This window comes from Microcoleus sp. T3_D1 (genome assembly GCF_036700405.1).
Classification (GTDB): Bacteria; Cyanobacteriota; Cyanobacteriia; order Cyanobacteriales; family Microcoleaceae; genus Microcoleus.
In genome coordinates, this window is the sequence record NZ_JAUBOV010000001.1 from 138,910 (window position 1) to 165,644 (window position 26,735).

Sequence of the window (26,735 nt, forward strand, 5' to 3'; positions counted from 1 at the left end):
TCTTCGCTCAATCTAGTGGATCGGGAAAATTAAAATGGTGCGGGTCTATGATTGGCAGTTTAACTACCTCATCCTCCTCACAGTCTTGTATGTTACTAAGATCGGCGATCCATTCATAGAAGAAGTTACCAAGCGACTTGTTGGTGAACGATACATATGCGTGTGACAGGAGAAGGTGTTCAATAGCCGATTTGTCCGGAGTAGATGTGAGGTCTAGAGCTGCGTGTATACGGCGAATATCAGCGGCAAAGTCGAGTACAATTACGTTGCGTTTGGCCGGACTTAATCGCAGTCCCCGACCAAGCTGTTGCACAAAGATTCTTCGACTGTGCGTAACCCGCAGGAAGACAAGAAGATCGACATTTGGAACGTCAATTCCCTCATTGAAAATATCGACAACACAAAGGAACTGTAGTTTGCCAGAAGAAAAATTTGCTATCCTCTTATATCGTTCTGTATGATGGTCGTCGCTTGTCAATGCTGCTGCTGTGAATCCGTTGCGTCGCAAGTCGCTTGCAAAGCTCCGAGCGTGCGTTTGAGAGGGACTGAATACCAGCCCCTGGCAGCGCCTCTCTAAGTCGTACACTCTTCTGATTTCATGGATTGCCTCCTCGTCTCTTGTTGGAATTAGCAACCGCTTGTTGAGTTGTGCTAGGGTGTATCCATACTGGGATCGCTGCGCCACAAAGTTCCAATCTATATTGTCAAGGTAAATTCGGTAATCAACGTCCGAAAGAAAACCGTCTGCTAGTCCCTCCTTGATTCCCATCGAGAATACAGGAGAGCCGAGTATGTGGTTGAGCGAGACGCCATCAGAGCGCCAAGGCGTTGCAGTTACACCAACAAGTTTCGTTGGGTTTAACCGCTCAACAGTTCTTAGATATTCTGGCGCTCCTAGATGGTGCGCTTCATCGACGATAACGAGGTCAAAATAGGGAGGATCGTTTAGGTTTGCAAAAGATTGCACTGTCGCAAATGTAATCCCCTCAAAGGAAATAGGTCTTTCTCCTTGGGCCAAACGATGCGTTGCAACTGTTTTTGGCAGATGACGCCAGAATTTCACTAACAACTGATCTACTAGCGAGACTGTATGTGCCAAAACCAGAACTCGACCTTCTTCAAGGAGGTCATCCGCTAAAAGATCCGCCACTAATTCAGCTACGACAACTGTTTTCCCCAGTCCAGTTGCAAGAACTAATTGCCCCCGTCCAGCCTCCAGAACCGCCGCTCTCAATTGTTCTACAGCATCCTTCTGGTATTCATAAAGCTCCACTCTCCCTGGTGGATATAGAGGTACACGTTGAGCAGTTGCTTTAAGTTGGTCTGGCCCTATATGACTGATCGGGAGTCCCAAAGCTTTCAACCGGGCAAGTTCTTTCTCAAAAAATCGCGTTGGATGTTGAGACGTAACTACACACAAAGCATCAGCACCATATAGCTTACCGGCTTTTCGCACCTCATCAATTGCCTCCTTTCCCGGTGCTGACTTTGAGGAGAACTTGCACTGAAAAAGCCAAATTTCTGCCTTGGGACGAACTGCTAATACATCTGCTCCTCCGTCACCACCCCGCCCAATAATCCTTGGATCTTTCCAGCCCGCGTGTAACAGAAGTCGTGCCATATTGCGTTCAAACTCTTGCCAAGGCCCGTATCGAAGAAGCGTGTCATCAAAAATGTCAAACATGGTTTAGTTCGTCTGCCAAAAACTCTCGTAACCGATTAACACACGCACGAATTAGCGCGAGGTAGGTCATTGTGGGATCGAGAACTGAAGAGAGTGGGTTTGTAAATTCTGCCATCTCGATCATAGGCACTAATAAGTCTCGAAGCAATGGCTTTCGGTATTCTTCGAGCAACGCTGGATTCTCAGCGAGTGTTGGTGGAGTCCAAGGTTGATTAAAGCAACCTGCCTCAAAGAGCAAAGCTGGACGGCGCTGAAGCAGATCAGCTAAGTGGCGCATTTCTAGGTAGTCAATGATGGATACAGTGCCAGTTCTGCGAGCCTGAGCCAGTTCGATTCTTTGAATATCCTCCTGCGGTAGAGCCTCAAACAGTGGTTGGTGTTCACCACCGGGAAATATTTTCGACAGGCATTTAGTTAATCGCTTGCGTAGCTCATCAATTTCGAGACGAAGCCGATTCGGTTCGAGCGAATCCATCACTGAGTATCGATTACGCAAAGCAACAAGTATATCTGCGTAATTTACTCTACCGATCGCCCCTAAATTCGCTGCTTCTTCCGACGTGATGATGTAAGCAACTTCGGCTAATACTGCATCACGCACTTGCAGCGACGTTGAGTTAAATGCAGGATGTTCAAGATTGATATCGATTTCGTACACGCCTCTAGCTGTTGCTCGACTCTGCCACGGCGGATTAGAGGTTGTACGGGACGCTTCTACAGCATAGACCTCAACATCGTATGATTTCCCGGAAGCACCGATTCCGGTTATGTTAAGGCTCAATTCAGGCATCAGAGTGCGTCGCACCTGCGGCGGTTGCACAGCGCTAGAATCCTCACCACTATCGATATCTGAGTTAATATCGTCAGCATGATTGTCACTGACACCTAGGATGGGGTCGTTGTCTTGACCGTCGATCTCTAGGATGTTAATCTGACCGCTATCGTTACCCTGACTAGCTCTTAAGGGTTGTGAAGGGTTATCTTTTTCTAGTTCTTGTCGCCATTTGTCATCTTCACGGTATTCAGCTTCTCCCTTCCTGTACTTCTCAGCCCACTTTTTCGCTGTGTCGTTATCCTTTATAAAAAGAAGATCTTTCCAAGCGGACTGATTTTCCTTCTTATTGGACAAGGGAGAATTACGACGGAATGTTCGGTGTAAAATTCCCAGATAGGACTCGTTGACTCCTGTATATCCCTCTCGTTGACGGTTTGTCAGAGGTTCATTATTACGTACTGCAATCAGTAATTGCTTCCAACTTGAATGTTCGCGCTCGAAACGATCTTTCGTGTAGTGTACATAACCATGATCCAAATGAATTTCTCCAACGATACGTCCGCGATTTCGTGGATCGTCGATTGGATATTCAGAAATAACTCTACCGTTGACATCTTCCCAAGTAAAAATATCTTTACAGGCGACCTCAATCTTGCGACCATTACGAAGAATATCCACGCCAAAATCAGTCTCGTCAGCATACCTTTGAATACCTATCCATCCGTAAACCCTTTCCTGAATTTCTATAATATCATCTTCTGGCAAGCCTTCCGGCGGCGTATCAAAAATTTCATTTGTAGAGCGAGAAAGGTACTTTTTACCAAAAAGAAGATTAAACTCCTGAATGGGTCTTACATTTCCTTCATTTTTCCTGTAGACCTCCATATCTGCTGGCCAAACACAGTGTTCCCAAGCCGAAACATTTCTATTATTTACACGCAGTAAAAAACTAATCGGCTGTGGGTTTGTCGCGCGTAGCATTGCACCGTATATTCTTGAAAGTTTATCCGTTATATTTTGGCGAACCCAGTTCTCCTTAGCTAGTAGATCTTTCCAATCTTGTTTAATTTTAGAAACTTCAATTTCGGTTCCACTTGAACAATGATCGGACTTTGTTCTACTCTTGACCTCAAGTGAGTAATTTTGTCCCTTCGCCATTTTTTGAAGATCGATTTCGAGTCCATACCAAGTTGGATCTCCAGAACGAGTTGTCCAAATTCTAGTCATGTAGCCTAGACGAGCAGTGGCAATATTAAAACCAACCCCATACAGTCCAAGACTACCGAACCGTTCATTTTTAGTCCACCCAGCTTTCACTGCCAGTTCAAGATCGTCAAGCGACATCCCTGGCCCATTATCTTTGACCACTACGGTATCCCTGCCGAAGGCTACAGTCACTGTGGGATTTTGAATGGGTGTACCTGCACGCTTCATTTTCAAAAATTCGTCAATGGCATTATCAATAAGTTCCGCTACGCATTGCCAAGGCTTGAACTCAATCTCACCAAGAACTTGTAAAATCCGTGGACTAGGGGTAATATCTACCGCTGTTTTGTTGGTCATGGTTTTCCTCCTGAGTTAATTATTCCACGTTTATTAGGCGCTGATATATTTCTTCTGCAAATAGCTTGGCCATATCGACAGGTACGGCGTTGCCGAGTTGTCTAATGCAAGCTCCCCAAGTCCCGTAGAAGCGCCACTTGTCGGGAAATGTGTGTAAACGAGCAGATTCTCTTGTAGTGAAGTAACGTACTGCGTCATCAGGTGGCATACGTACTATATTCTCACCTCCCGGTGTGCCATTTGTACCAGCTTTCAAAGCCTTGGCAGGATAATCATAGAAACTCCCGATATGGCATCTGTAAGTGCGAGCGCCAGGATGCTGAACGTGATTAGAAAAGTTTTCTTGACAACCCCGATGAACTGGTTCAGGCAGATTACTCACCACATCTCGTACAGTTCGCCAAGGTAATCGCTCATTAATATTAATGATCGGGGATTTGTTCTCTAACTGATTGAGAATCTTCTTGTCCTTCGGACCTAGGTAATCATGGGGAGATACATGATGACGTTTCCAATATGTGCCAGTAATCCACTGGTCGATGAGGAGGGCTTCTTTACTATGAGTCTCTTTTAGGGTGAAAGCTTCGATTCCCAAATCTCGACGGAATGCAGTGATAACCACTCGTTCCCGCCGCTGAGGAATACCAAAGTCAGCAGTATCTACCACTTGGAAAGCCACATCATACTGTTCACAAGTGAGGATTTCATTTTTTTTTATTTTTTGTAACCTTTGATAATGATTAAGCCAGTCCTCTCCTTCTCTAATTTTTTCTAAAGGAAATTCAATACACTTCAAGATGTAGTTAAAATAATCTTGAAATTTTTCTCTAAGTAAGCCTTTAACATTTTCCACCAAAATCGCTTTTGGCATAAGCAATGCTACAGCCTCAACAAACACTGGAAACATATTTCTGGGGTCGTCTTTTCCAACACTACGGCCAGCCGTAGAAAAGGGTTGGCAAGGCGGGCCCGCAGAGAGCAAATCCACACTTACAAATTGCTTGTAATCTACTTTTCGGGCATCGCAATGTAGAACAAGGTCAGGATTCAAACCCAATATTTCTTGACTATTATGGCGGAGAGTCTCTACAGCAAATTTATCCTGTTCAACAAGACCCACAAGCTGAAAGCCAGCGGCATGGACGCCTAGAGCTAGCCCTCCGGCTCCTGCAAATAGTTCCAGAGAGGTTAGAGCTTTGTCTCTGTGGTACTTCCTTGCAGATTTGACATTTGAGTCCTTTGGACTAATCATGTGCTATTAAATCATTAAATTAGGTGAGGCAAGCGTTTTCATAAGTTAGGTAGCATTCATCCAGGCAAGTTTTATGTATTTGTATTACTGTATTAGTACCTTTCCTACGGCTTCTAAATGTGGTTTATTCATCATCCTAATCTTAGGCTTCCCAATCCGCCTGTGGTGTGTTTAGCTTCCCTCAGAGCATCCACATTTAAGGATACACTACTTTCCTTACCCCGCCAATCGTGCCTGTAATCGCTGATGAATCCGATCGCACCAAACCGGAATCACAGTCTCGCCATACTTTACGGATGCGATACAACCCAAAACAACAAAACCCGCTACACAGAGCGAGTTTAATAAGATGGACACAACTGGACTCGAACCAGTGACCCCTACGATGTCAACGTAGTGCTCTAACCAACTGAGCTATGCGTCCTCACGAATTCCTAATATAGCAGAACATTCGATCGCCTGTCAAGCATAAATTATGAAATTTTTTAAGCAGGCACTCTTGACATAGCCCCTAATGCCCAATCCCCCGCCAAATCTTCACAGTTCGATCGCCCGCACCGCTAGCCAAACTCCCCCCATCAGCACTAAACGCCACCGACAAAACCTCCCCCCCGTGGCCGGTCAGAATTTCCAGCAAACCCCCCGTACCCGCATCCCACAAATAAATCGTGCCATCCCGACTCCCCGTCGCCAAAACCCGACCATCGGGACTCAACGCCACACACAAAACATCCCCAGAATTGTCCCTCATACTCCGCAACAGCGTTCCACGCCCCTGTGCATCCACCCGCCACAGCTTCGCCGTACCATCCCGACTCCCCGTGGCCAAAACAGATCCCCCCCCAGCCCCCCCTTGAGAAGGGGGGGAGATAGAAGAAATCGGAGCAAAAACGATCGCCCGCACCCAATCCCCGTGTTCTGCTAAAGTACAAATCGATCGACCATTTTGCCAATCCCACAACTGCACAGTCTTGTCCCGACTGCCGCTAGCCAAAAACTCCCCGCCAGGACTAAAAGCCACCGCCTCCACCCCGCCAGCGTGACCAGTCAAAGCCGACATCCGCCTTCCCTTATTCAAATTCCACAACTGCACAGTTTTGTCCCGACTGCCGCTAGCCAAAACCTGACCATCCCGACTAAACGCCACAGCAGCAACCCTGTCAGAATGACCAGGCAAAGCGTACCACCACTTACCCTTATTCAAATTCCAAATATGAATCATTTTGTCCCGGCCGCCACTAGCCAAAGTCGCGCCATCAGGACTAAACGCCACACAAGTCACCCAGTCAGAATGACCCGTAAGAGTGTACCACCGCCTACCAGTCTCCAACTTCCACATCTCAATCGTCTTGTCCTCACTGCCGCTAGCTAAAGTCGTGCCATCAGGACTGAAAGCTACCGACGTAACAGCATTAGAATGCCCTACCAGAGTATGAACACACCTCCAACTAGGCGCGCGTGCCGGTACAACCCGCTGCATCGGTGGCACAGGTAAAATGGTGCCTGCAACCGTTGGCGGCACGGCATTCTGCACCACAGCCGTCCTCTGCGGCACGGGAATTGTAGGCGCTGGTAGGGGCGGTGCCCCCGTGCCCGCCCCCGTGCCCGCCCCCGTGCCCGCCCCCGTGTCCGCCCCCGCCGACTGCGGAGGCTGCAAATCTTGCAATACCTCAGCTACAGATTTGTAGCGCCGACTGAGACTCGATTCGATCATTTTGTCGAGGATGCGACTTAATTTCGGATCAATTGGAACCTTCAAAAAGTCTCGCCAAACCCAAGCATCTTGATTGATATCAAACAAATCAAAAGGAGATATTTGAGTCAGTAAATAAATGCAAGTTACTCCCAAACTGTACAAATCGCTGGCATAAACCGCTTGACCTCTAATTTGTTCCGGCGCCACAAATTCGGGAGAACCGATGACTGTACCGGTTTCTCTCAAACCCTCCACAAGTTTTGCAGCGCCAAAATCCACTAAAACTAATTCCCCGGTTAATGTGGGGTAAGTATAAATGGTGGGAGTTTGAGAAAGGCGGCGGCGGATAATATTGGGGGGTTTAATATCTCGGTGAATTACACTGCGATCGTGCACGAACTGCAATACTGGCAATAAATCCTTCAGCAGACTGAGAATCTTACTTTCGCTGAAAGGCCCAGTCCGCGCCAACTCTTCCTGTAAATTCTGACCTTCTATAAATTCCTGTACCAAATACTGATAGCGTTCCTGCTGAAAGTGCGCCAACAGTTCGGGAATTTGCGGGTGTTTCCCCAACTCGTCCAGGCGCACCGCTTCTCGGTTGAATAATTCTGCTGCTTTCTCGCTGCTGCTGGTACCTTGGGATAGGGGGAAAAACTGTTTAATTGCACAGCGCGGTTTTGAGGGTTTGTCTTGGTCTATTGCTAAAAAAGTGCGGCCGAAACCGCCGCGCCCAAGGGGTTTGATGGCGCGGTAACGCTCTCTGAGCAACAGTTTGGAGCCGCAATTCAGGCAGAATTGGGTACGATCGGCATTTTGCGGGTTTTGACAGGCGGGGTTTAGGCAATAACTCATAACTAAACCTAGAAGGAATCAGCAGCACATCTCTATGATACTGACGCCCAAGCGCGATCGACTCTCGCGTTACAATTAAAAACCAAAGGACTTTAGTCCTCAGAATTTAAGATGTGGCTTTTACTTTCAGAGCATACTCTTTAAACCTTTCCAAGTCAGCCTGAATTGTCGATTCAACCACGCGGCCCAGAAATAGGTTATCCATCAATTTTCCCAGCCAGCCGGGAATTCCGTAAGCCACTGTCAGCTTGACGATACTGCTGTCTTTGCGATCGTAAAATCTTACGGCCCCTCGATTTGGCAAACCGTCTACCGATTCCCACTGAATTATCTGATTCGGCACTAATTTGAGAATCCGAGAAAGCCAGCTAAATTCTAACCCGCCTGTTGCGAGTTTCCAGCGAGATAACTCTGGATCTTCTTCAAGAACATGAACAGATTCTATCCACTTCATCCAGCGCGGCATTTGCTCTAAATCTGACCAGAGTTGCCACGCTAATTCGATGGGAATTGCCACTTCTACTTGGACACTGTGTTCTAACCAATCAGTCATGGGATTTTAGATTTTAGATTTTAGATTTTAGATTGTGGATTTCTCGTTTATTGTCGAATCTAGATCCCCCTAAATCCCCCTTAAGAAGGGGAGTAGGGGTTGACTTTGAGAACACTGTTGCCCCCCCACTTATTAAGGGAGACTTTGAGAACACTCTTGTCCCCCCCTTCTTAAGGGGGGTTAGGGGGGATCGAATCCTGAGAAACAATGGACTAATGACTGTAAGCTTCGAGAATTGCCTTAGCCGCTTGATGGCCTGAAAGTGTCGCTCCTTCCATACTATCAATGTAGTCTTGCTGAGTGTAACTTCCTGCTAGAAAGAAATTGGCGATCGGAGTTTTTTGAGCAGGGCGGAAAACATCCATTCCCGGTGCTTCGCGATACAAAGATTGAGCTAGCTTCACTACACTGTACCAAGTCATGTTTAATTCCCGCGCTGAGGGAAATAAATCCTGAACTTGCTTAAGTACGTGTTGGGCGATCGCCTCATTGCTTTGTTTAATAAACGGATCTCCCGGTGTCAGCACCAACTGCAACAGAGAACCTTGTCCTTCCTTATAATAATCCTTGGGACTTGTTAGCGCCAAATCAGCAAAACAGGAAAAATCTGCATCTGCTGAATATAGCAAATTATCGATGCCGACAGCGTGGCTCAACTGTTTGCGCTTGGCTTCGTCTTCCAATTCCGTTACCCAACCGTCGAACCGCAATTGCACTGTAGCAACCGGCACAGCATCTAATTTATAAATGTTGTCAAATTCTGACCATTTGCGCCAAGCTGGGGGCAAGATTTTCTGAATTCCTGGTACGTCGCAGGCGAAAACGTAAGCGTCTGCGGTAATATTTTCTTCTGTTTCGCCGTTGGCTACTACCAAGCCTGTTACGCGGGTTTCTTCGCCTTCTTCAAACTGAATTTCTCGGACTCTGCGCCGCGTGTAAATTTTTGCTCCTTTCTTTTCCAAATATTCCACAATTGGTTTGTGCAAATATTCGTTGGGAGAACCGGCTAGCATCCGCATGACAGAGGCCTCGGTTTTTGATGCAAAGAATTGAAATATTGTCAACATACACCGGGCTGAAATATTTTCAGTGTCGATAAAACCCAGTGCGTAGGCGATCGGATTCCACATTCTTTTGAGCGAGTTTTGGTTGCCCCCTTGACTGCGGAACCAGTCAGCGAAGCTAACTTTATCCAAATCGCGGATAGTTTTCATCGCTCCTTCAAAGTCTATCAAACCCCGGACGATCGGGCTAGTTCCCAGGGCGATCGCATTTTGAATTTTGTCTTGTACGGATAGCTGGGATGTAGTAAAAAATGCCTTCAATCCGTGCAAAGGAGCACCCACGGGAAAGCGGAAATCCAAAGAACCAGTTTCGCCGCCTCGATTGATAAAAGTGTGGACGTGTTCTTTGAGGAGCAAATCGTCAAAAGCTCCCACTTTTTTCATCAAGGCAAATAAGTTATAATAGCAGCCGAAGAAGACGTGCAAACCCATTTCGACGTGATTGCCGTCTGGATCTACCCAACTGCCGACTTTGCCGCCGACAAAGGGGCGGGATTCAAAAATTTCTACTTCGTGGCCGGCCTCCACTAAATCGACTGCTGTGGTCATTCCAGCCAGTCCCGCACCTGCGATCGCAACCCGCATTTTACCTATCCTTTACAGTATTTTTACAAATTGTAACAAAATTTAGAATTTCCGAAACATTCAAAGTTCATAAATGCCGATCGACAGTTGTACAGCCCTCTGAATTCTTGCTAGGACATCGGCACTAAGTTGACCGTAAGGGCCTTGTTCTAGGAATGTCTGCCGCAAAGCAGAAACGTTTTCACATACAGCTAGAGCATCAGCTTGCAATCCTCCCTCACCCGCAGGAATCAAGACACCAGTAGGATTTTCTACTCCTTGCCGGTTACTTGTGAAAGGAACAACAATTACAGAATCAGTAAACTCGTTGCGGATATCGGGAGAAACCACAACTACAGGTCTTTTTTTGGTATCTCCTAACTGACGCAAAGCCCTTGAAAGGTAAATCTCACCTTGGCGGGGATAAGTTTTTCCTGTTGAGTTAGAGTCCATCGCTGTTCCATGTTTCTTGTATCTGTTCCTCTACAAAATTAAACCACTCTTTTTCCTCCTCAATATCTTCGGGGCTGCGGTTTTGATAAAACTTCCGCAACTTATCTTCTATTTGCTTAGCGTACCAGAGACGGAGAGCTTGTTCGATCGCCTCCGTCCAATCATCAGTAAGCTGGTCTATTTTCTCCGCGAATTCAGCATCAAGGGCGACTAACACTTCTCGCTTTTGAGTAGAATTTGACCTAATCATTTTCCTTAATAATTTAAAAACTATGGTGCGCTGGGGCGCACCTTACATATTACTTTTACCTCTTCCTTCTCACAACAGTCAACAGTCAACAGCCAACAGTCAACTAACTTTAAAACATCGGCATCAACTGAAGCGGCCCAATTCCCAACTCTTTAGCAGACACCCAGCGCACCTCAAGCAAAGCGATCATATCCTTAAACTGAGGCTGACCGCGAGAAGCACCCATCAACCCTTTAGCAATAATCAAACCGCACCAACCGTTGGTTAATTTACAGCGGCGGTCCCACTTCTTGCGAGCTTCCTGATGCACCGGATCGTCTTCATTAAACTCCCCAAACAAATACAGCTCCCCATTTTTAGTTTGCAAAATACCCAAGTCGAATTGCTCATCCTGAAAAGGATTTTCGCCCGGATTAAAACCAATCCCCTTCACGCCTCCAGCTTCTTTCAAATCCTGAATCATAGTTTTTGCCTTCGGATGAGAAGTTTGGATCATCACCACCGGCAAACCATCTCCGGCGGTATTAATATCAACTTCTGCACCTTGGTGAAACTGGACACTTTGGCGCAGGAAATCTACCGTTTCCCAAGGTACGGCGCCGAGACTCAAAAATGAATTTTGCGGCACCAAATCGTCCCGCAGCAGTGGTTTGTCAAATTCATCATCATCGTCATCATCGTCATCATCGTCATCACCGAGCATCTGTAATAATTCGTCCGATACATCGGGCATCGTGGAAACTTTAACGGATACCTGTTGAATTTCTCCGTCAGGCTGCGGCACTGGGATGCGGTAGCGGCTGCTAAGAGTGGGAAAAGTGTCTGAGCCCAATTTCCGGCGGCCGTTGCGGAAAAAGCGGTGAAATGCTTCGAGAGCAACTAACATCGTGAGGGCTTCTTCTTCGTAAAGAATCGATCGCAATCCTTCTAAAGGATGTAGGTTGCCGAAATTTGGTTCAATTTCCGATGGAGGCAAATCGGCTAAATCAATTTCGTCCTCGTCGTCCTCATCAATATCTGCTGAACTTTCAAAGGTAACAAACAAACAGTCTTGCCCTAAAAAAGCCTGTTCTAAATCTTCAAAAGATTCATCGTTGACGACTCGTTCACGAAACCGTTTCAAGGATTCTAGAGAACGGTACAGTAAAACTCCGTAATCCATTCTGCCTTGCCCCAATACGGACACGTAGAGGCTGGCGACATCCCACTGATTGATTTCAATAGATATAATTTGGTGTTCGCTCAAAGTCCGCCACGGAGCATCTTGCCAAATGTGAGCAGCTTTTTCCATTAAAACTTCAGCATACTGAGGGGGCAACTCAGGAGGTCTGTTGATGGCGACCTCTTCCATGCCGCGAAATATTTCGTCAATTAGGGGCAATTCCGGCACGTAGTCAATGGAAATGCCTAAATCTTGAAGTACGCCCCGCAGATAAAATTGAATTTCTCGGTTTTTGACTACTATTTTTTGGGGCCGACCTGCGGGAGCCGGACTTTGGGGATGTTCCATTGCCCGTAACAGGGCCCGGACGAGCGCCTCTGGGCCGGCATCTGGGCCTACCATGTCCATAGCCCTCACGACTCCTTCGGAGCCATCGACCCAGAGAATGCACTCGCCACCAGCTTCTAGAACGTCATCGTCATCTAGCATCATGTGTGAGTCAGCATTAGATAAGGGTCGGCGATCGCCCTCCCACACGCTGGGAATTTGAGGTAAGTTTTGTAGCCGACGAAGAGTAGTGCGATTCAGCGCTGCCATAGAGTAAGCCCGTTGGGTGAAGCATTGTTGCGGTGCCGGTAGCCGGTCAACCGCTGCTTATCAATCATAAACCCTATAGGGGGAGAGGACATCGAGCTGGGGAACGAGGCCCCACGGGAATTAAAAATTAGAAGCTAAAAATTCGGCCTTCAGCATCTAACCTTATGCCTTCTGGCGAATGCCTGTACAATGGAGGGATAAGATTACACTCTTAGCATTAGACAATCTCAGGAGTTCGGCAAATTGTCAGGAACCTCAGCCTAAAGGCATGAGGCTTGAAGGAGAAATCTAACAAGCCGTTCTGACCAGCCTAAGTCTTAACTGACTACGTTTTTCGAGTCACGACACCCTGGGATGCGTAGCTAGTTCCTTGCTCTGTCGTTGAGAGTTAAACAGTTCTAAGGTCACGCTTTACAGTGCTTTCAGCCTAACAAGCTCTTAAAACATTGGCGAAGCTAACTTTACTCCGAAAGGAGATTGAGGCAACCATACCTCGCCGGAGGGGCAACCATACCCCTCCACCCCACAAAAGTTTTAACTCAATGTAAAGCCGTCCTAAAAGGACGGGGTTTCTAACCCATATTTCTGATGACTCAAGCCATTTCTGAAAAGCGCGGCATTCAAATGACGGACTCTGCTGTCCGTCAAGTTTTAGCTCTGAGAGAGAAACAAGGTAAAGACCTCTGCTTGCGGGTAGGGGTGCGCCAGGGCGGCTGCTCTGGTATGTCTTACGTCATGGATTTCGCAGACCCCAGCACTGTGAAATCCGACGATGAAGTGTTCGACTACGATGGTTTTCAGGTAGTTTGCGATCGCAAGAGCATTCTTTATCTCTACGGTTTGGTTCTCGACTTCAGCGATGCTATGATCGGGGGCGGTTTTCAGTTTACTAACCCCAACGCAACTCAAACTTGCGGCTGTGGCAGTTCATTTTCTACATAAATTGGAAAATAGGGCATTGGGGATTGGTAATTGCTAATTGCTGAGAATGCCTCGGACTGCCTTACTGCGTCCCGCACCCAATGCTCTTTCCAATCTAAAATCTAAAATCCAAAATCTAAAATCGAATGACCCCTGAAGAATTGTTTAAAGACGGTTTCGATCGCTACCAAGCTGGCGAAGCCCCGGCTAATCTGATCCCCGTGTTTAAAGAAGTGTGCGAGAAAGCTCCCAAAAATGGCAATGCCTGGGCTAGCCTCGCGTGGCTCTACCTGTTAGAAAATAAACCCGCACCGGCTCAAAAGGCAGCGAAAACCGCCGTAAAATTGAACCCTCATGACCCCCAAGCTCGCATCAACCTAGCAGTAGCGATCCTCGATCTCAAAGAAAAAGGAGTGCGCCCCCACGTAGAAGTGGCTCAGCAATTAGTGATGGCTTCCGAAGAGTTGCTCGACGAAGTTAAAAAAAATTTTGAAGAAGGATTAACCAGAAAACCCGACTGGAAGAGTCTCGCCCGCGTTAAACAGTGGCTTCTGGAGCCCTAACGGCGCAAACAAGTCGATTTTTGGGCGGGGATCGAGGAAATCGGCTTTTGGATTTATTACGACATCGTAATAAATCAATAAATAACTTTATGGAAAACTCAGGAAGTCAGTGCTAGTATTTGAAAACTTAGACGATTCACAAAGTCCGACGGAATACCAGCTTAGTTAATTAGTACCAGGAGTTGTAAGACTATGAGCACTGAAAGCCACGTTAACATCAAGCCAGCAACCCGCAATCACAAAGGTTTCTTTATTCAGCCAGCGTCTTACAAGCTGATGAGCATTGATAAGTCCGGTTGGGCCTTAATTTGCATGGACAAAGCAGTTTGTCACTACGTAGACCCGGATGATTTGCAATTGCCGAATAAATCAGGAATGTCTGAAGGTTAATTCTGAAGTTTTGAGAGACTTTAAGATGCTTTATTTGAGTAGCTGCCCTCCATTGAGGGCAGCATCTTTTTTATTAATACAAAAGTCCGGCAGCGCGCACTGAATCGGGATTTAACGGATAGAAGGATAGAAGGAAGAATTACCAATTCCCGATTCCCAATTCCCTAATTGTTAGATTTCAAGGCAAAAAGCATCTCAAGCTGAGCAGTTGTCGGTTGTGTAGAAGCTGTGGCGACGCTAACTCCTCGGAGAGAATTGAGCAATTCAGCGGCGGGCGGCGAAACTAAATTTGGCTGTACTGCGAGCAAATATTGGTTAGCCCAAGACATGGTTTTTTCCATATCTATGTAAAAGTAACCTTGGTTGGCCCGCGGTAAAGAAGTGGCGATCGCCTGAAAACTCGGACTGCTGCTTAACGGTTGCGGTGGCGTCGAAGTAATCACATCAACTAAAGGCCCGCCGAAAGCTACAAACACAGAATTTTCATTCAGCCAACCGTGCCCGAATAAAGTGCCTTGCTGGGGTATTTGCCACTCCGTAACTTCTTTGCCCTCAACGGTTCTAGGGGCGACACTGACTGTAGCATTGCTTTTGGCGATCGCATCGAGTTTTTTCAGAGTTGCTTCTGCAGCAGGGCGATCGCTCGTTTCAAAAATCATCGCCGCCCCCATCCCCAACTGAGACAAAATCCCTTGATCCGAACCGATCGCCCCGATCGCAAATTCCCCATTCATCCAACCAAAAACATCTCGATCCGCATCCAAATCCAACCGCTTAAAACTACTCCTCACCTGCTGAACTCCCCTGTCAACTTCCGGGCTATCTTGTGCCTGGGCTGTCGCTTGCGACCAAATTTGATCTAGTCCCTTGCCGCCGACTAAAGCAATAGTTTCGCCGGGAAATCTGGGTAACAATTTCGATGCGACTTGTGGATTTTGCTGGACGAATTTAGGGTCTAACTGAGCAATAGTTTTTACCCTCAATCCCGCACTGTCCGCCCCAATGCCCGCAACCAAAGACTTAACTTGTTGGAACTGCGAAAACAATGTCCAAGGCAACTGGATATCTCCGGGCAAATTAGCTTTCAATTGCTCAATTGCAGCAGCATAGTCAGCAATATAAACAGTTGCGATCGGATTCTTGACACCAGCACTCTCTGCAAAAAACTTAGTTGTGCTCGGCTGCGTAGCGAGAGAGGGTTCTCCTTTAAAAGTATCGATCGCCAATTCCACAGGCTGTCTCAAAGGAGCCATCACTAATTGGTCGTTCAGCAAAGCCACACTGTAGCGCTTGCCAGTTGGCTCTGCAATCTCAAAAATTTTAACTCCTTTATACTCGGTTTCTTGAGTAGTTGCACCGGGCTGAGATTTTAATTTATTAGCAAAATTCCAAGCGCTAATTTTATTTTTCACGCTGACTACAACCAGCAGTTTTGGAGGCTCTGTATTCGTCACAGCATCAGGGGGCAGCAAAGCGACCATCACCCCCCCTAACCAAGGCTTTAAGTCCCTGTCAAAGTCGATTTGAGTGCCTGCCAAGCTTTGTTCTTGAAAGGTCTTCAAACCCTGACCGACCAACTTTTGAGCCCCTGGCGTGCCAAATCGCTGCAACTGGGCCAACGCTTGGGGATTGGGGGAGATAAACGCGGCCATCATTGCTTCGTCGGGCACAACTTTGGCGCTGTCTTGAGGGTTGGATACTTGTTGGCTCAAACCCTGGAAGTAAAAGTAGACCGCAGCGCTACCTGCTGCGGCGATGGAGGCAGCAATTAGAAGCTTTGATTTTTTTGCAGGCATGGTTTGTGTTCCTCGCGTCCCATATCAGTTTAATCAAAATACAGAAAGCTTGTGGGGAGGCGATCGAGGCTGCTGTTTATTTTTGTATGATTTAACACAAGTTTGGACGATCGTCTAAACTACTAAAAATGTGCATTGCGGGTAAAAGATGAAAGTAGCGATCGCGGGAGCAACGGGATTTGTAGGTAGCCGGCTGGTGGAGAAGCTGCAAGCTGCGGGACATCAAGTGGTGGTTTTGAGCAGGGATGCGGCGAAGGCTAGCCGAGTTTTTCCGGCTTCAGCTTATCCGAATTTGGAAGTTGTCGCCTACACTCCAGCGGAGTCTGGTGATTGGCTGCATTCGATCGCGGGCTGCGACGCTGTTGTCAATTTAGCTGGGGTTCCGATTGCGGAGGAAAGGTGGACGGAGGCGCGCCAGCAAGCAATTCTGGACAGTCGCAGACTGACGACGGCAAAATTGGTGGAGGCGATCGTCAATGCTAATCCTAGGCCTTCTGTGTTTGTTAGCGCATCGGCGATCGGCTATTACGGAACCAGCGAAACCGCTGAGTTTGATGAAACGAGCCTCGCTGGAAACGATTTTTTAGCAGCAGTGTGCAAAGACTGGGAAGCAGCCGCCCAACCTGCAAAAAATGCGGGAACGCGGCTAGCAATTTTGCGGCTGGGCATAGTTTTGGGAATGGGAGGCGCGTTGGCAAAAATGCTGCCACCTTTTAAACTCTTTGCAGGCGGGCCGCTGGGCACTGGGAAACAGTGGTTTTCTTGGATTCATCGCGAGGATGTGGTTGATTTAATTTTGTACGCTTTGCAAAATTCGCAAGTTGAAGGCGTTTTGAATGCGACAGCACCGAATCCGGTGCGGATGAATGAATTGTGCCAAACTTTAGGGGAAGTTTTAAAGCGACCTTCTTGGTTGCCGGTGCCAGGTTTTGCTTTAGAAATGCTTTTGGGAGACGGGGCAAAACTTGTTTTGGAAGGGCAGAAAGTGTTGCCGAAACAAACTTTAGCTAGTGGTTTTCAATATCAATATCCGACGCTGAAATTAGCACTCGAAGAGATTTTATCGGGAAGTTAGGAATCTACGGAATAGAACCCGCCGAATATAATTCGGGGCTAACCAAACAAAGTCTGCCTGCGCGGACTGGAAGAAAAATTCTCGTTCCCAGGCTCTGCTGATTGGTGAAAACTTAAGACTGAAACCCATAATAAATGTCCCTTTTAGTCGAGTCTCGATCCCCCTAAATCCCCCTTAAGAAGGGGGACTTTGAGAAGAATCTTGTCCCCCCCTTATTAAGGGGGGTTAGGGGGGATCGAGACTTCGATACAAACAAGAGAGACGGTCGGTGTGAGCTTAATTTGTCACCAATCGGCAGATCCTGGTAACGCATATCCAGAGGCTCTGCCTCGCTTTCCTCGAAAGCAGATGAACCATCAAGAAATAGCAACCGGGTTGACAATTCCCGCCGAACTCCCATTCCTTCAAGCTATATGCTGGCAAGTTACTGATGTCAAAAAATTGAGTTTCAAGGAAATGCTATGCCGCTACGAATCTGGCTGGCATTATTGGGGAGTTTTGGGAACACCTAGCTTTGAGGAACTGGCTTTTATTAAAGAAATCAGCCAGCACTATCAGTCTTGGTTAATAGCGGAACTGGGAAGCAGTTGCCCGCCAAACAATCAAGAAAATTGGGTAAGTTCTCAAGCAATGTTTAAACGCGAAATTCATCAAAAGATATTAACTGTACTCAGCCACTTGAATGTCGAATTTCTACAGGAATGTCGGGCGTATTTTGGCGGCGGAACCCTGGTAAGCATGGAACACGGAGAATATCGGTTGAGCCAGGATATTGACTTTATGTGTCCGATGGATGATGGCTACCGTCTCCTGCGCCGAAAAGTTGCCGAAGGAGGCTATGATGCGATTTTTGCTAGTCGCGATTCCCTTGGGGATAGCTTCGCTTCACGCATTGTTCTCCCGAACGATATTCAAGCCAACCAGTATGGGATAAGATTTCCTGTTATTGTTGACGGCACTACTATTAAATTCGAGATGGTTTGTGAAGGGCGAATTGAGTTTGGCGAACCAAATTATCCAAATTGGTCGCCTGTTCCTTGCTTGAATCAAATTGATAGTATAGCAGAAAAGTTGTTGGCAAATGCCGATCGACAGCCGAGCGATCGGGTAAATTCTAGAGATTTAATCGACTTGGCTATTCAAAGGTTAGCGACTCCGATTCCCCAAATGGCGATCGACAAAGCGGAAGCAGCTTATCAAGTTATGGAACCGCTCGATCGAGCGATTCAGTATTTCCAAGATCGTCCCGATTATCGGGAAAAATGCTATGAGGTTTTGAGTATTGCAGAGCCCAATAAAGTTATTGACGGTATCGATTTACTAGCTCAGGATTTAGGCGGGGAAATAACAGTCAGGACATTTACCGAGACTATTTCCTCGTTCCCAAGTAAGCTTGAAGATTAGATGCTTAGATGCTAGATTTGGTATTGCTCTCCTCGTTAACAGGCTCTGCCTGGTAACGCATTTCCCGAGGCTCTACCTCGCTCTTTTCCCTTCTTTTTCCCCTCGTTCCCCTCCTTCCCCTCGTTACCAGGCTCTGCCTGGTAACGCATATCCAGAGGCTCTGCCTCGCTCCTCCAAGCAAATCATCCGACTCAAAAATCAATCAAATCAACTGGCAACAATCCATCCTGACCCATATAATTTCGATAACTAGAATATCTCCAACAACCCGGATCGTCAACATAGCCACGCCTAACAGGATTATTGTGGATATACTCCAATTTTTGCAACAGCATTGCCTCATCCAAAATAGCTTGCGGGTGGAACCCTTCTTGCCATAGCTGATATTTTTGGTCTTTTTTGTGTAGCTTTTTATAGAATGCGAGTTGATCGAGGATGTTGGTAACTTGATTTTTTTCAAGCAAGTCAATTATGGAGCGAGCTGTAAATGATTTAAAATTTCTCATTTCCGTTGACAATTCAGAAGAAGTTACGATTAAGTGCAAGTGATTTTCCACGTTTCACGTAACCGTGTAAGGCTAAACGCTTCTCCCGTTGCATAAAACTTAAGGAATCTAAGACTATTTGTGCTATTTCTGCTTGACAGAATACAGGAATCCAGTTGATAATTGTACAGGTGACAAAGTGCGGTTGGTTGTCGGAATATATTACTTTGTATCTACTTCTTCCCATTGGGGCTATTGAGGGTTGGTGGGTGGGTTAGGGCGAGGCGGAGCCTCTGGATATGCGTTACCAGGCTCTGCCTGGTAACGAGGTAAAGAGGGATTTTTGCATCCTCATCGAGATTTTGCTAAGAAACCCGGTTTCTGACTCCCCTGGTTTCTGTTACTCAAATATTTCATGTTATCATAAAATCACTTGAGAGCCGAAGGGAATGACTATGCAAACCCAAGAAAAACCAGCAATCGAAAAGCAACCACAAACCGAAAAACGCTACTACACGCCAGAGGAATATCTCGCATTAGAAGAAAGTGCGATCGACAAAAGTGAATACCATGATGGGGAGATAGTACCAATGACAGGCGGAACAGCAAACCACAACAAAATCGCTGGGAACTTTTACAAAAAATTCCCCTTGACGGTGAATGGTCAAGATTACGAGACATTTATCAATGATGTGCGCCTGTGGATACCGCAAACTCGCCGCTACGTCTATCCCGATATCATCGTCATTCAAGGAGAACCAGTCTATCAAGGAAGTAACAAAACAATTGTCACCAATCCTCTGCTAATCGTCGAGGTTTTATCCAATTCAACCAAAGACTACGATCGCGGTGGTAAATTTCTCGCCTATCGATCAATCTCGGAATTTCGCGAATACATTTTAATTGACCAATACAGCTATCACATTGAACAATTTGCTAAAAATTCTAATGGCAAATGGGTATTAACAGAATATGATTCAGACGAATCTGTATTAACCCTAGAATCCGTAGAATTTCAAATGCCGCTGAGAGAGATTTACGCACGAATTAATTTTGAAGTTGAAGACGAAGAAGTAAACCAGCCAACAAGTGACATTCAAGAATAAGATCGAGTCCGCGCCAACCTGTTCAAACACCGGGTTTGTTTGGGACTTTTTCTCGATCGTGAGCTTTGAGCAAACTCGCCGGATCGGGCCCAGCCGGGATAATGCAGCCGGGATTCAGCGGGAACAAATTGCCGTAATAATCGCGCTTCACAGCCTCCAAATCGCAAGTGCCCGCAACTCCCGGTAACTGGTACAAATCGCGCAGATAAGCTCCCAAATGCTCGTAATCTTGAATGCGCCGCACATTGCATTTGAACAAGCTGTAGTAAACGGCATCAAAACGGAATAGAGTAGTAAAAAGCCGCACGTCTGCTAATGTCACCCGATCGCCACACAGGTAACGACTCCTCAAGAGCGATCGATCGATCTCGTCTAAAACAGCAAACAATTCACTACAAGCCGAGTCATAAGCAGCTTGAGATTGCGCGAAACCGCAGCGATAAACGCCGTTATTCACCGATTGGTAAATCTTCTCATTCCACTCGTCAATTTGCGATCGCAAATCCAGAGGATAAAGATCCATTTGAGGATTGCTAGCAAACTCGTTAAACTCCGAGTTTAGCATCACAATAATTTCCGAACTCTCGTTATTGACGATCGTCTTTTTCGAGTCATCCCACAGCACCGGCACCGTACACCGCCCCTGATAGCCCGGTAAAGCCAACTGGTAAAGTTCCGGCATCGTGTTGCAGCCAAAAGTCTCCGACTCCATCACCCACATTCCCCCTTCAGAGGGATAGACAATAGACACCGATATCGCATCCTCAAGCCCTTTGAGCGCCCTCGTCACCAGAGTGCGGTGCGCCCAAGGGCACCCTTTACCCACGAAGAGGCGATATCGTGCCGTGGCGGGCCCGTGAGGGTTGTCTGGTGCAGTGCTGACAAAGTTGCGGAAACTGCTGCTGGGGCGAATGTATGCTCCCGTGCGATCGGGCGGCGCTAGTTTTGACATCATTAATTGCCACATTGATGTCCAGACAAATTTGCCTAGCTTGACTGTTACCGATGAAGGAAGCGATTTGTTTTTCACAATGCGATTAAAAGAGGTTTGCTAACATAATCTGCTTATTTTAACTCACAGCCGAAGGAAGAAGGAAGAAGGAAGAAGGAAGAAGGCAAACTAAGCAATGGTTTCAGCAATTAATAATGCACTCCCGCCTTCCGGGCGGGCTAGGAGCAACGGCTCACAATAAATTTAATTTTTGTATAACAGGCAAGATGCCTGTTCTTTAAAATGATGAGCGACGAGGTTTGTTCCCTTTATATCTTGGATCATTTGCAATAATGCCCTTCAGGGCGGGCTAGAAGCCCAACCCCTACTCCCCACAATAAAATTTAATTTTTGTGGAACAGGCATCTTGCCTGTTCTTGAGAATGATGAGCGACGAGTTTTCTAGTCTCTGCCAGAGGCTATTTCAGCATAAGCTCGATCGATCAATCGGCGAGCAACCGTCTGAATTCCCGTATGTTCGTAATAATTGGTAGTCATGTCTAAAAACGCCGCCACATAATCCAATTTGTCATCGGTAATATCAATGTATTGCTTGAGATTGCCTAAAACTATGGCGGGAGTTAAGCCGCGAGACTGTACTAAGTTGTTCATCCAACCTTGGGCTGAGGCGAAAGTTGTTGTCACGAATCCAAATTTGGCTGCATTATTTGCGCCGGGAATTAGGTTGCTGATATTTTGGAAGGTTGAGTTTTGCTGCAAGGTTGAAGGATTCAATCCGCCTATGGTATTTTGTGCTACTCTAATGAAGTCCGGGCCGAGGGGAATTAAACCGTCAGCACACACTAAAGCAGCCATCCGCATCAGAGATTCGTCTTTGTAATGAGATAAATAATTACCAAAGCTTCCCACATTGTTAAGGGAAATATTGTTAAGTTTGCCGTAGGCTATTAGCTCGATCGCCACTTTGACGCACAAGTCGATCGTTTGAGTTGTGTCAGCTTTGGGAGTGAGGCGGTTGAGAAAGGAAAGAAAGCCGATGTTTTCGCCGATTTTATTCGCCATAGCCGTTGCACCTAATGCACTGTCGGCGCTGTCTGCTAACTGGTAAAGCCTGACTACGCCTTGATATGGCTCGTTGGGGTTAGCGTAAAGCTCGATCGCGCGATCGCGAATTTTCTCAACTAATTTGCGCTTTGTTTCCCCTGTCACCGCTTGAATAGTATTATCAAAACCCGTTAAATTATGCCACTCCCCCGGAACCACAAAATCGAGGGATTTGAGCATCATCACAGTGACGCCACCAGACGGCAAATTGTCAACCAATTCCACAATAGATTTGCTCATCACAAACTCCTGAATAGCCCGATTTAAAGTGTTCTTCCAATTACTCCAACTTCGGGAAATCCGATTCCAGATTCCAGATAAATTTCCCAGAACTAAGTAGGTAAGCACAAATAAATATTACACGACAAGATCCAGTTTTGCAATCCTCTGAGCTTTTCTCTCTTCTCTAACTCTGCGTTCTCTGCGCCCTCTGCGGTTCATTAAAAAAAAAGTCTTTACCACAAAACATTTGCATTTCACACGCCAGCACAAAGTTAAGTTTCATTATAGTGACACCTCGAAATCGTCGCACTGTGTTATAATAATTGGCGCAAAATAGAAAAACATAAAACATGACGGTTGCAGTTAACAAAAGTCCGGGATTAGCCTCGCGTTTAGTAAATGCCGTCCTTTCCATCAAGCCTTTGGCTAATCTAGCCAAGCACCAAGCGCGGGAAATGATGATAAAAAGAGGAGAAAAAATCGGAGTGCATTGGCGACAAGAATCGCAAGCACTTTTGTCCAGGAATTGGGATGCAGAATTGCTCAGCGTCCAAAATTCCGATCTTGTTTACCCGAAATATTATCTAACTTCATTCCACGCTTATGAAAAAGGTAATATGAGTTGGGAAGCTGCTACAGAAGTTGAAGTTGCCGCCCGTACAGTTCACGCCACAATTTGGCCGGAAGCAGGTGCAGAAGGCGATGCAAAACTCCGCGCCAGCTATCACGAAGTCATCAAATCTCAGATTGCTTCTTCACCGCGAGATATTGTGGATTTGGGATGCAGTGTGGGAATGAGTACCTTTGCCCTTGGGGAGGTTTACCCGGAAGCGAAGATGACTGGGGTGGAGTTGTCGCCTTATTTTTTAGCAGTTGCTAAATACCGTTCCCAACAGCGAGAATCTGAATCTTTAAATCAAAAATCTCCGACTTGGGTTCACGCTGCTGCTGAATCTACTGGTTTGCCGGCGGCTGCTTTTGATTTAGTTTCTATTTGTTTAGTTTGTCACGAATTGCCGCAGAAAGCTACTCAAGAAATTTTCCGGGAAGCGAGACGTTTGCTGCGTGTTGGCGGACATTTGACAATTATGGATATGAATCCTCAGTCGGAAGTGTATGCCAAAATGCCTCCTTATATTTTGACTTTGCTCAAGAGTACGGAGCCTTATTTGGATCAGTATTTTGGGTTGGATATTGAGCAAGCTTTAGTTGATTCGGGTTTTGCACAGCCGACAATCACTTGCAATACAGTGCGACACCGGACTATTGTTGCTGAGGCAATAATTAGTTAAGGTTGGTGTTCGGAAACTGTTAGGGGTTAATGATATCAAATGTGGTTGGTTCTAAATGATATCAAATCGGGTTAGCTTGGAATTATACCCAGGGTGCGATCGTCTCTGTTGGCGAACCTTTATCGCGAGCTAGGACGATCGGGCGACACTCGGGAAGTTATTATTTCGATGCCAGTTAAATCAAGTTGTAGAGTGCGTCAGACATTGATTATTTCGATTTGAAGAGGTTTTCCGAGCTGACGCACCGCTGGATACTATGCCACCGTAGATACTTTGTCGTACTCTTCACTGTGTTTTTGCACTGCATCCCAAATATCAACTTTTTGCTGAAGATTCAGCCAAAGTTGAGGGCCATTCCCTAACGCTTTCCCAATCCGAATTGCCATATCTACTGTAATTGGTCTTTGACCTAAAACAATTTCGTTGACACTGCGGCGGGATACACCTAGTATCTCAGCAAACCTGGTTTGAGTCATTTCAATATCTTCAAGCACATCCGCAAGGACCTCGCCCGGATGTACTGGTCTGACTTTCCTCCCTTGAATAATGTTTTGTAGGTCTTTCATGCAACTTTCCTTACGGTTTAAGTTAAATTTTTAGATTTTGTTTTATGGGCTAGTGATAATCTTCGAGATCTATATCGTATGCGTTGTTATCCTGAAATGTAAAAGTTATACGCCAGTTACCTGATACCTTTATTGACCAAGTTCCCTCTCTATCACCTTTAAGCTCGTGTAAATCATAGCCTGGTATTCTAATATCATCTATAATTATTGCTGTATCTATTGCTTCAAGTCTTTTTCTTGTCCTTTTTTCAAGTTCTTTAGGAATTCCTTTTGCATTACCTTCCATCAATAATTTTTTTAATGCTTTATTTTTAAAAGTTTGTATCATGTGAAATAATCCTTCAATCAAGGCTGAATATCCAGTTCATAGCACTTATATATTAATTAAAACTTTTTGTAATTTTTGAGATTACTTTACTAATGTAACCTATGAGGTTACAGATGTCAAGCCTAAAATGATTGCAAAAGCAAAAATCGCTCCAATCTACTAACAGGGCTGGATCTGGGAGAACGAAAAAGCGATCGTAGCGGCTGAGCTAAGCGGATGGTGTTGGCGGTCAATGACGCTCCAAAACTGGATTCGATCGCACTAGGGGTACAATTAACACAGTTAGACAGCAGTCTGAGCTAGAACATTTTAATAAAATCCTAAAAGAAGGACATCTTCATGAACCCGACAGCCCCCTCTCAAAACGTCATCGATTGTTTGCAGGTTATCCTGGATGCCACTGCATCGAAGAATTACGAGCTTTTTACTACAGTCGGTGATGCAGGCTACAAAGCGAGCATTACACAACAAATGTTTGACGATGTTAGCGAGCAGCTCGCTTCACGCCTGCAAAAGGGATACTCAATTACTTATTTTGGTGAGATAAAACAAGGTAATTCTCCGATTTATTTGTGGAAGCTGAGTTTTGAAGATGGTGGAGATGAATTTGTGGCACACATGACGATGAATGGAGACAAAGTTGCTGGGATTTTCATCGAATAACATATCTTGCTTGACACGGCGTTTTACTGCAATGAATCTAACGCCGATCGCCCACAACCGTTAATCGAAACCGATCGGGCGGCACAAAGGTGATTCCCCGGCGCGCCGGACGAATTGGCCGATCGAGATTCGATACAAACTCACGGGAAGACAGCACCGTTGCTAAAACCAGCTTCATTTCAAACATCGATAACGCCATCCCGATGCAGCTTCGACTCCCGCCTCCAAACGGTAAAAATTCAGAGGCGGAAAACTTGCGATCTAAAAAGCGATCGGGATTGAACCCGGCCGGATTTTCGTAGGTTTCAGGCCGACGGTGGGCCAAATAGACACAGGGGATTAAAATCGTTCCCGGTTGATATGTATAGCCTTCGAGTTCGATCGTCCGTTTCACCTTGCGCGGCTGCGAAATTAAGGCAATTGGATAAACCCGCAGCGCTTCCTTGCAGACTGCAGTTAAGTAGGGCGACTGCGAAAGTGCGATCGGATCGGGATTTTCGCCTAATTCATCCAATTCCTTCCGCAACCTAGCAAGGCATTCGGGAAACTGATGCAGCCAGTAAAACGCCCAAGTCAACGCCGATCCAGTCGTTTCATGTCCCAACAACAACAGCGTCATCAACTGATCGCGCAATTCTCGATCGCCGAGGGATTCGCCGGTGTCGTCGCGGGCCATCATCAACACCGACAGAATATCCGTGCGAGACGAATCGAGAGATTGCGATCGCCTCTCGGCAATTTCCGCATAAATCAGCGAGTCAATCTGCGCCATCTGCTGCAAAAACTGCCCCCACGGACTCCAAGAGCCCAAATTTTGCTGCAACGGTTCAAAGAAAAATTGTATCGAGTACAGTTCAGAGGTAATCGCCTCTAAAAGCTTGCTGAGCAATTGTTTCAGCCGTTCGTAGCGCTCTCCCGGCACTAATCCAAACACGACTTGCAAGATTACTTGCAGCGAAATTTCTGACATTTCTTGGCGGACTGCGATCGCATCTGGGGCTTTCCAGTCGATCGTCTGCTTTTTCGTCAAATCAACAATCAAATGCCCTTGACTGTGCAACTGTTCCCGATGCAGCGCGGGCATTAATAGCTGTCGCTGTCGCAGATGCCGCGGCCCTTCATTCATAATTAGGGATTCATTTCCCACCAGCGGGCGAAATACGTTGGTCACTTTGCCAAACTCAAAGGCATCGGCTAACGTCGTAAACACCGCCTGAATGGCTTCTGGACTGCCCAGAAACACCACGGGGGGCGAAGAGGGCCCCAACACGCGGGCGGTAAATGTATCGCCGTATTTGGCAGAGTTGCGATCGAAAAATGCGATCGGGTCAGCTACCAGCGAAAGCGTTTGGAACAAAGCAGGAGAACGAGATCCGGTAGGCAGCGTCATTGAAAAACTG

Annotated in this window: 24 protein-coding genes and 1 tRNA gene; 8 read left to right on the forward strand and 17 right to left on the reverse strand. The window is 46.4% G+C overall.

The genetic code is table 11. The features are described from left to right. Positions 1-7 precede the first annotated feature (7 nt). From QT992_RS00595 to QT992_RS00640, 10 genes are all read right to left on the reverse strand, one after another. Positions 8-1,684, reverse strand: coding sequence for a DEAD/DEAH box helicase (locus QT992_RS00595; protein ID WP_333376317.1), 1,677 nt, complete (start codon positions 1,682-1,684; stop codon positions 8-10). Further along, entirely contained in the window at positions 1,677-4,022 is a 2,346-nt protein-coding gene (locus tag QT992_RS00600; RefSeq protein WP_333376319.1) for an ATP-binding protein, read from the reverse strand. The genes QT992_RS00595 and QT992_RS00600 overlap by 8 nt, the downstream gene beginning before the upstream one ends. A 19-nt stretch (positions 4,023-4,041) precedes the next feature. Continuing rightward, positions 4,042-5,274 carry a DNA cytosine methyltransferase gene (locus tag QT992_RS00605; RefSeq protein WP_333376321.1) on the reverse strand — a complete coding sequence of 411 codons (1,233 nt, stop codon included), beginning with the start codon at positions 5,272-5,274 and terminating at the stop codon, positions 4,042-4,044. Between the two features lie 350 nt (positions 5,275-5,624). After that, positions 5,625-5,698 (reverse strand) — tRNA-Val (locus QT992_RS00610). A gap of 87 nt (positions 5,699-5,785) precedes the next feature. Continuing rightward, positions 5,786-7,825 (reverse strand): serine/threonine-protein kinase, encoded by a 2,040-nt coding sequence (locus tag QT992_RS00615; protein ID WP_333376323.1) that lies wholly within the window; start codon positions 7,823-7,825, stop codon positions 5,786-5,788. Positions 7,826-7,931: 106 nt separating this feature from the next. Continuing rightward, complete coding sequence (locus QT992_RS00620) at positions 7,932-8,378, reverse strand: SRPBCC family protein (protein WP_015175311.1); 447 nt, start codon at positions 8,376-8,378, stop codon at positions 7,932-7,934. A 212-nt stretch (positions 8,379-8,590) separates the two neighbouring features. Further along, positions 8,591-10,027, reverse strand: a complete 1,437-nt coding sequence (gene zds, locus QT992_RS00625) for a 9,9'-di-cis-zeta-carotene desaturase (protein ID WP_333342561.1) — start codon at positions 10,025-10,027, stop codon at positions 8,591-8,593. A gap of 60 nt (positions 10,028-10,087) precedes the next feature. After that, the gene (locus tag QT992_RS00630) at positions 10,088-10,459 is read right to left on the reverse strand and encodes a type II toxin-antitoxin system PemK/MazF family toxin (RefSeq protein WP_333342559.1); all 372 of its coding nucleotides are present in this window, start codon (positions 10,457-10,459) and stop codon (positions 10,088-10,090) included. Beyond that, positions 10,449-10,709 carry a hypothetical protein gene (locus tag QT992_RS00635; protein ID WP_333342556.1) on the reverse strand — a complete coding sequence of 87 codons (261 nt, stop codon included), beginning with the start codon at positions 10,707-10,709 and terminating at the stop codon, positions 10,449-10,451. Before QT992_RS00635 ends, QT992_RS00630 begins: the two co-directional genes overlap by 11 nt. 109 nt (positions 10,710-10,818) lie before the next feature. Then, a complete protein-coding gene (locus tag QT992_RS00640; RefSeq protein ID WP_333342553.1) occupies positions 10,819-12,468 on the reverse strand; it encodes a DUF6930 domain-containing protein in 1,650 nt (549 codons plus the stop codon). Positions 12,469-13,056: 588 nt separating this feature from the next. Here QT992_RS00640 and QT992_RS00645 point away from each other — a divergent pair. From QT992_RS00645 to QT992_RS00655, 3 genes are all read left to right on the forward strand, one after another. After that, a complete protein-coding gene (locus tag QT992_RS00645; RefSeq protein WP_006632680.1) occupies positions 13,057-13,410 on the forward strand; it encodes a HesB/IscA family protein in 354 nt (117 codons plus the stop codon). A 125-nt stretch (positions 13,411-13,535) separates the two neighbouring features. Beyond that, complete coding sequence (locus tag QT992_RS00650; protein ID WP_333314961.1) at positions 13,536-13,952, forward strand: tetratricopeptide repeat protein; 417 nt, start codon at positions 13,536-13,538, stop codon at positions 13,950-13,952. A gap of 192 nt (positions 13,953-14,144) precedes the next feature. After that, the gene (locus tag QT992_RS00655; RefSeq protein WP_332984883.1) at positions 14,145-14,342 is read left to right on the forward strand and encodes a hypothetical protein; all 198 of its coding nucleotides are present in this window, start codon (positions 14,145-14,147) and stop codon (positions 14,340-14,342) included. Positions 14,343-14,506: 164 nt separating this feature from the next. On the opposite strand, the gene QT992_RS00660 is transcribed toward QT992_RS00655, so the two are convergent. Further along, positions 14,507-16,138, reverse strand: coding sequence for a DUF3352 domain-containing protein (locus QT992_RS00660; RefSeq protein ID WP_333342550.1), 1,632 nt, complete (start codon positions 16,136-16,138; stop codon positions 14,507-14,509). 148 nt (positions 16,139-16,286) lie between these two features. On the opposite strand from QT992_RS00660, the gene thyD reads away from it, so the two are divergent. Then, the gene (gene thyD, locus QT992_RS00665; RefSeq protein ID WP_333342548.1) at positions 16,287-17,213 is read left to right on the forward strand and encodes a thylakoid membrane protein ThyD; all 927 of its coding nucleotides are present in this window, start codon (positions 16,287-16,289) and stop codon (positions 17,211-17,213) included. A gap of 348 nt (positions 17,214-17,561) precedes the next feature. Then, the gene (locus QT992_RS00670) at positions 17,562-18,617 is read left to right on the forward strand and encodes a nucleotidyl transferase AbiEii/AbiGii toxin family protein (protein WP_333337155.1); all 1,056 of its coding nucleotides are present in this window, start codon (positions 17,562-17,564) and stop codon (positions 18,615-18,617) included. Positions 18,618-18,808: 191 nt separating this feature from the next. Here the strand turns inward: QT992_RS00670 and QT992_RS00675 are convergent, their stop codons facing one another. Then, positions 18,809-19,123, reverse strand: a complete 315-nt coding sequence (locus tag QT992_RS00675; RefSeq protein ID WP_333337157.1) for a hypothetical protein — start codon at positions 19,121-19,123, stop codon at positions 18,809-18,811. Positions 19,124-19,557: 434 nt separating this feature from the next. On the opposite strand from QT992_RS00675, the gene QT992_RS00680 reads away from it, so the two are divergent. Continuing rightward, positions 19,558-20,208, forward strand: a complete 651-nt coding sequence (locus QT992_RS00680) for a Uma2 family endonuclease (protein ID WP_333337159.1) — start codon at positions 19,558-19,560, stop codon at positions 20,206-20,208. Positions 20,209-20,230: 22 nt separating this feature from the next. Here QT992_RS00680 and QT992_RS00685 read toward each other — a convergent pair whose 3' ends face one another. Both QT992_RS00685 and QT992_RS00690 read right to left on the reverse strand, forming a co-directional pair. Then, positions 20,231-21,175, reverse strand: a complete 945-nt coding sequence (locus tag QT992_RS00685; RefSeq protein ID WP_333337196.1) for a glutathione S-transferase C-terminal domain-containing protein — start codon at positions 21,173-21,175, stop codon at positions 20,231-20,233. Positions 21,176-21,601: 426 nt separating this feature from the next. After that, positions 21,602-22,504, reverse strand: a complete 903-nt coding sequence (locus tag QT992_RS00690) for a hypothetical protein (protein WP_333337161.1) — start codon at positions 22,502-22,504, stop codon at positions 21,602-21,604. A gap of 332 nt (positions 22,505-22,836) precedes the next feature. Between QT992_RS00690 and QT992_RS00695 the strand changes: the two genes are divergently transcribed. Continuing rightward, a complete protein-coding gene (locus QT992_RS00695) occupies positions 22,837-23,778 on the forward strand; it encodes a class I SAM-dependent methyltransferase (RefSeq protein ID WP_333337163.1) in 942 nt (313 codons plus the stop codon). Positions 23,779-24,032: 254 nt separating this feature from the next. Here QT992_RS00695 and QT992_RS00700 read toward each other — a convergent pair whose 3' ends face one another. Further along, positions 24,033-24,344, reverse strand: coding sequence for a HigA family addiction module antitoxin (locus QT992_RS00700; protein ID WP_333314944.1), 312 nt, complete (start codon positions 24,342-24,344; stop codon positions 24,033-24,035). A gap of 49 nt (positions 24,345-24,393) precedes the next feature. Next, positions 24,394-24,672: a type II toxin-antitoxin system RelE/ParE family toxin gene (locus tag QT992_RS00705; protein ID WP_333337165.1), complete on the reverse strand. Its 279-nt coding sequence runs from the start codon at positions 24,670-24,672 to the stop codon at positions 24,394-24,396. Between the two features lie 339 nt (positions 24,673-25,011). Between QT992_RS00705 and QT992_RS00710 the strand changes: the two genes are divergently transcribed. Beyond that, positions 25,012-25,335: a hypothetical protein gene (locus tag QT992_RS00710; protein WP_333314941.1), complete on the forward strand. Its 324-nt coding sequence runs from the start codon at positions 25,012-25,014 to the stop codon at positions 25,333-25,335. 37 nt (positions 25,336-25,372) lie between these two features. Here QT992_RS00710 and QT992_RS00715 read toward each other — a convergent pair whose 3' ends face one another. Further along, a complete protein-coding gene (locus tag QT992_RS00715) occupies positions 25,373-26,725 on the reverse strand; it encodes a cytochrome P450 (RefSeq protein WP_333314940.1) in 1,353 nt (450 codons plus the stop codon). Between the last annotated feature and the right edge of the window lie 10 nt (positions 26,726-26,735).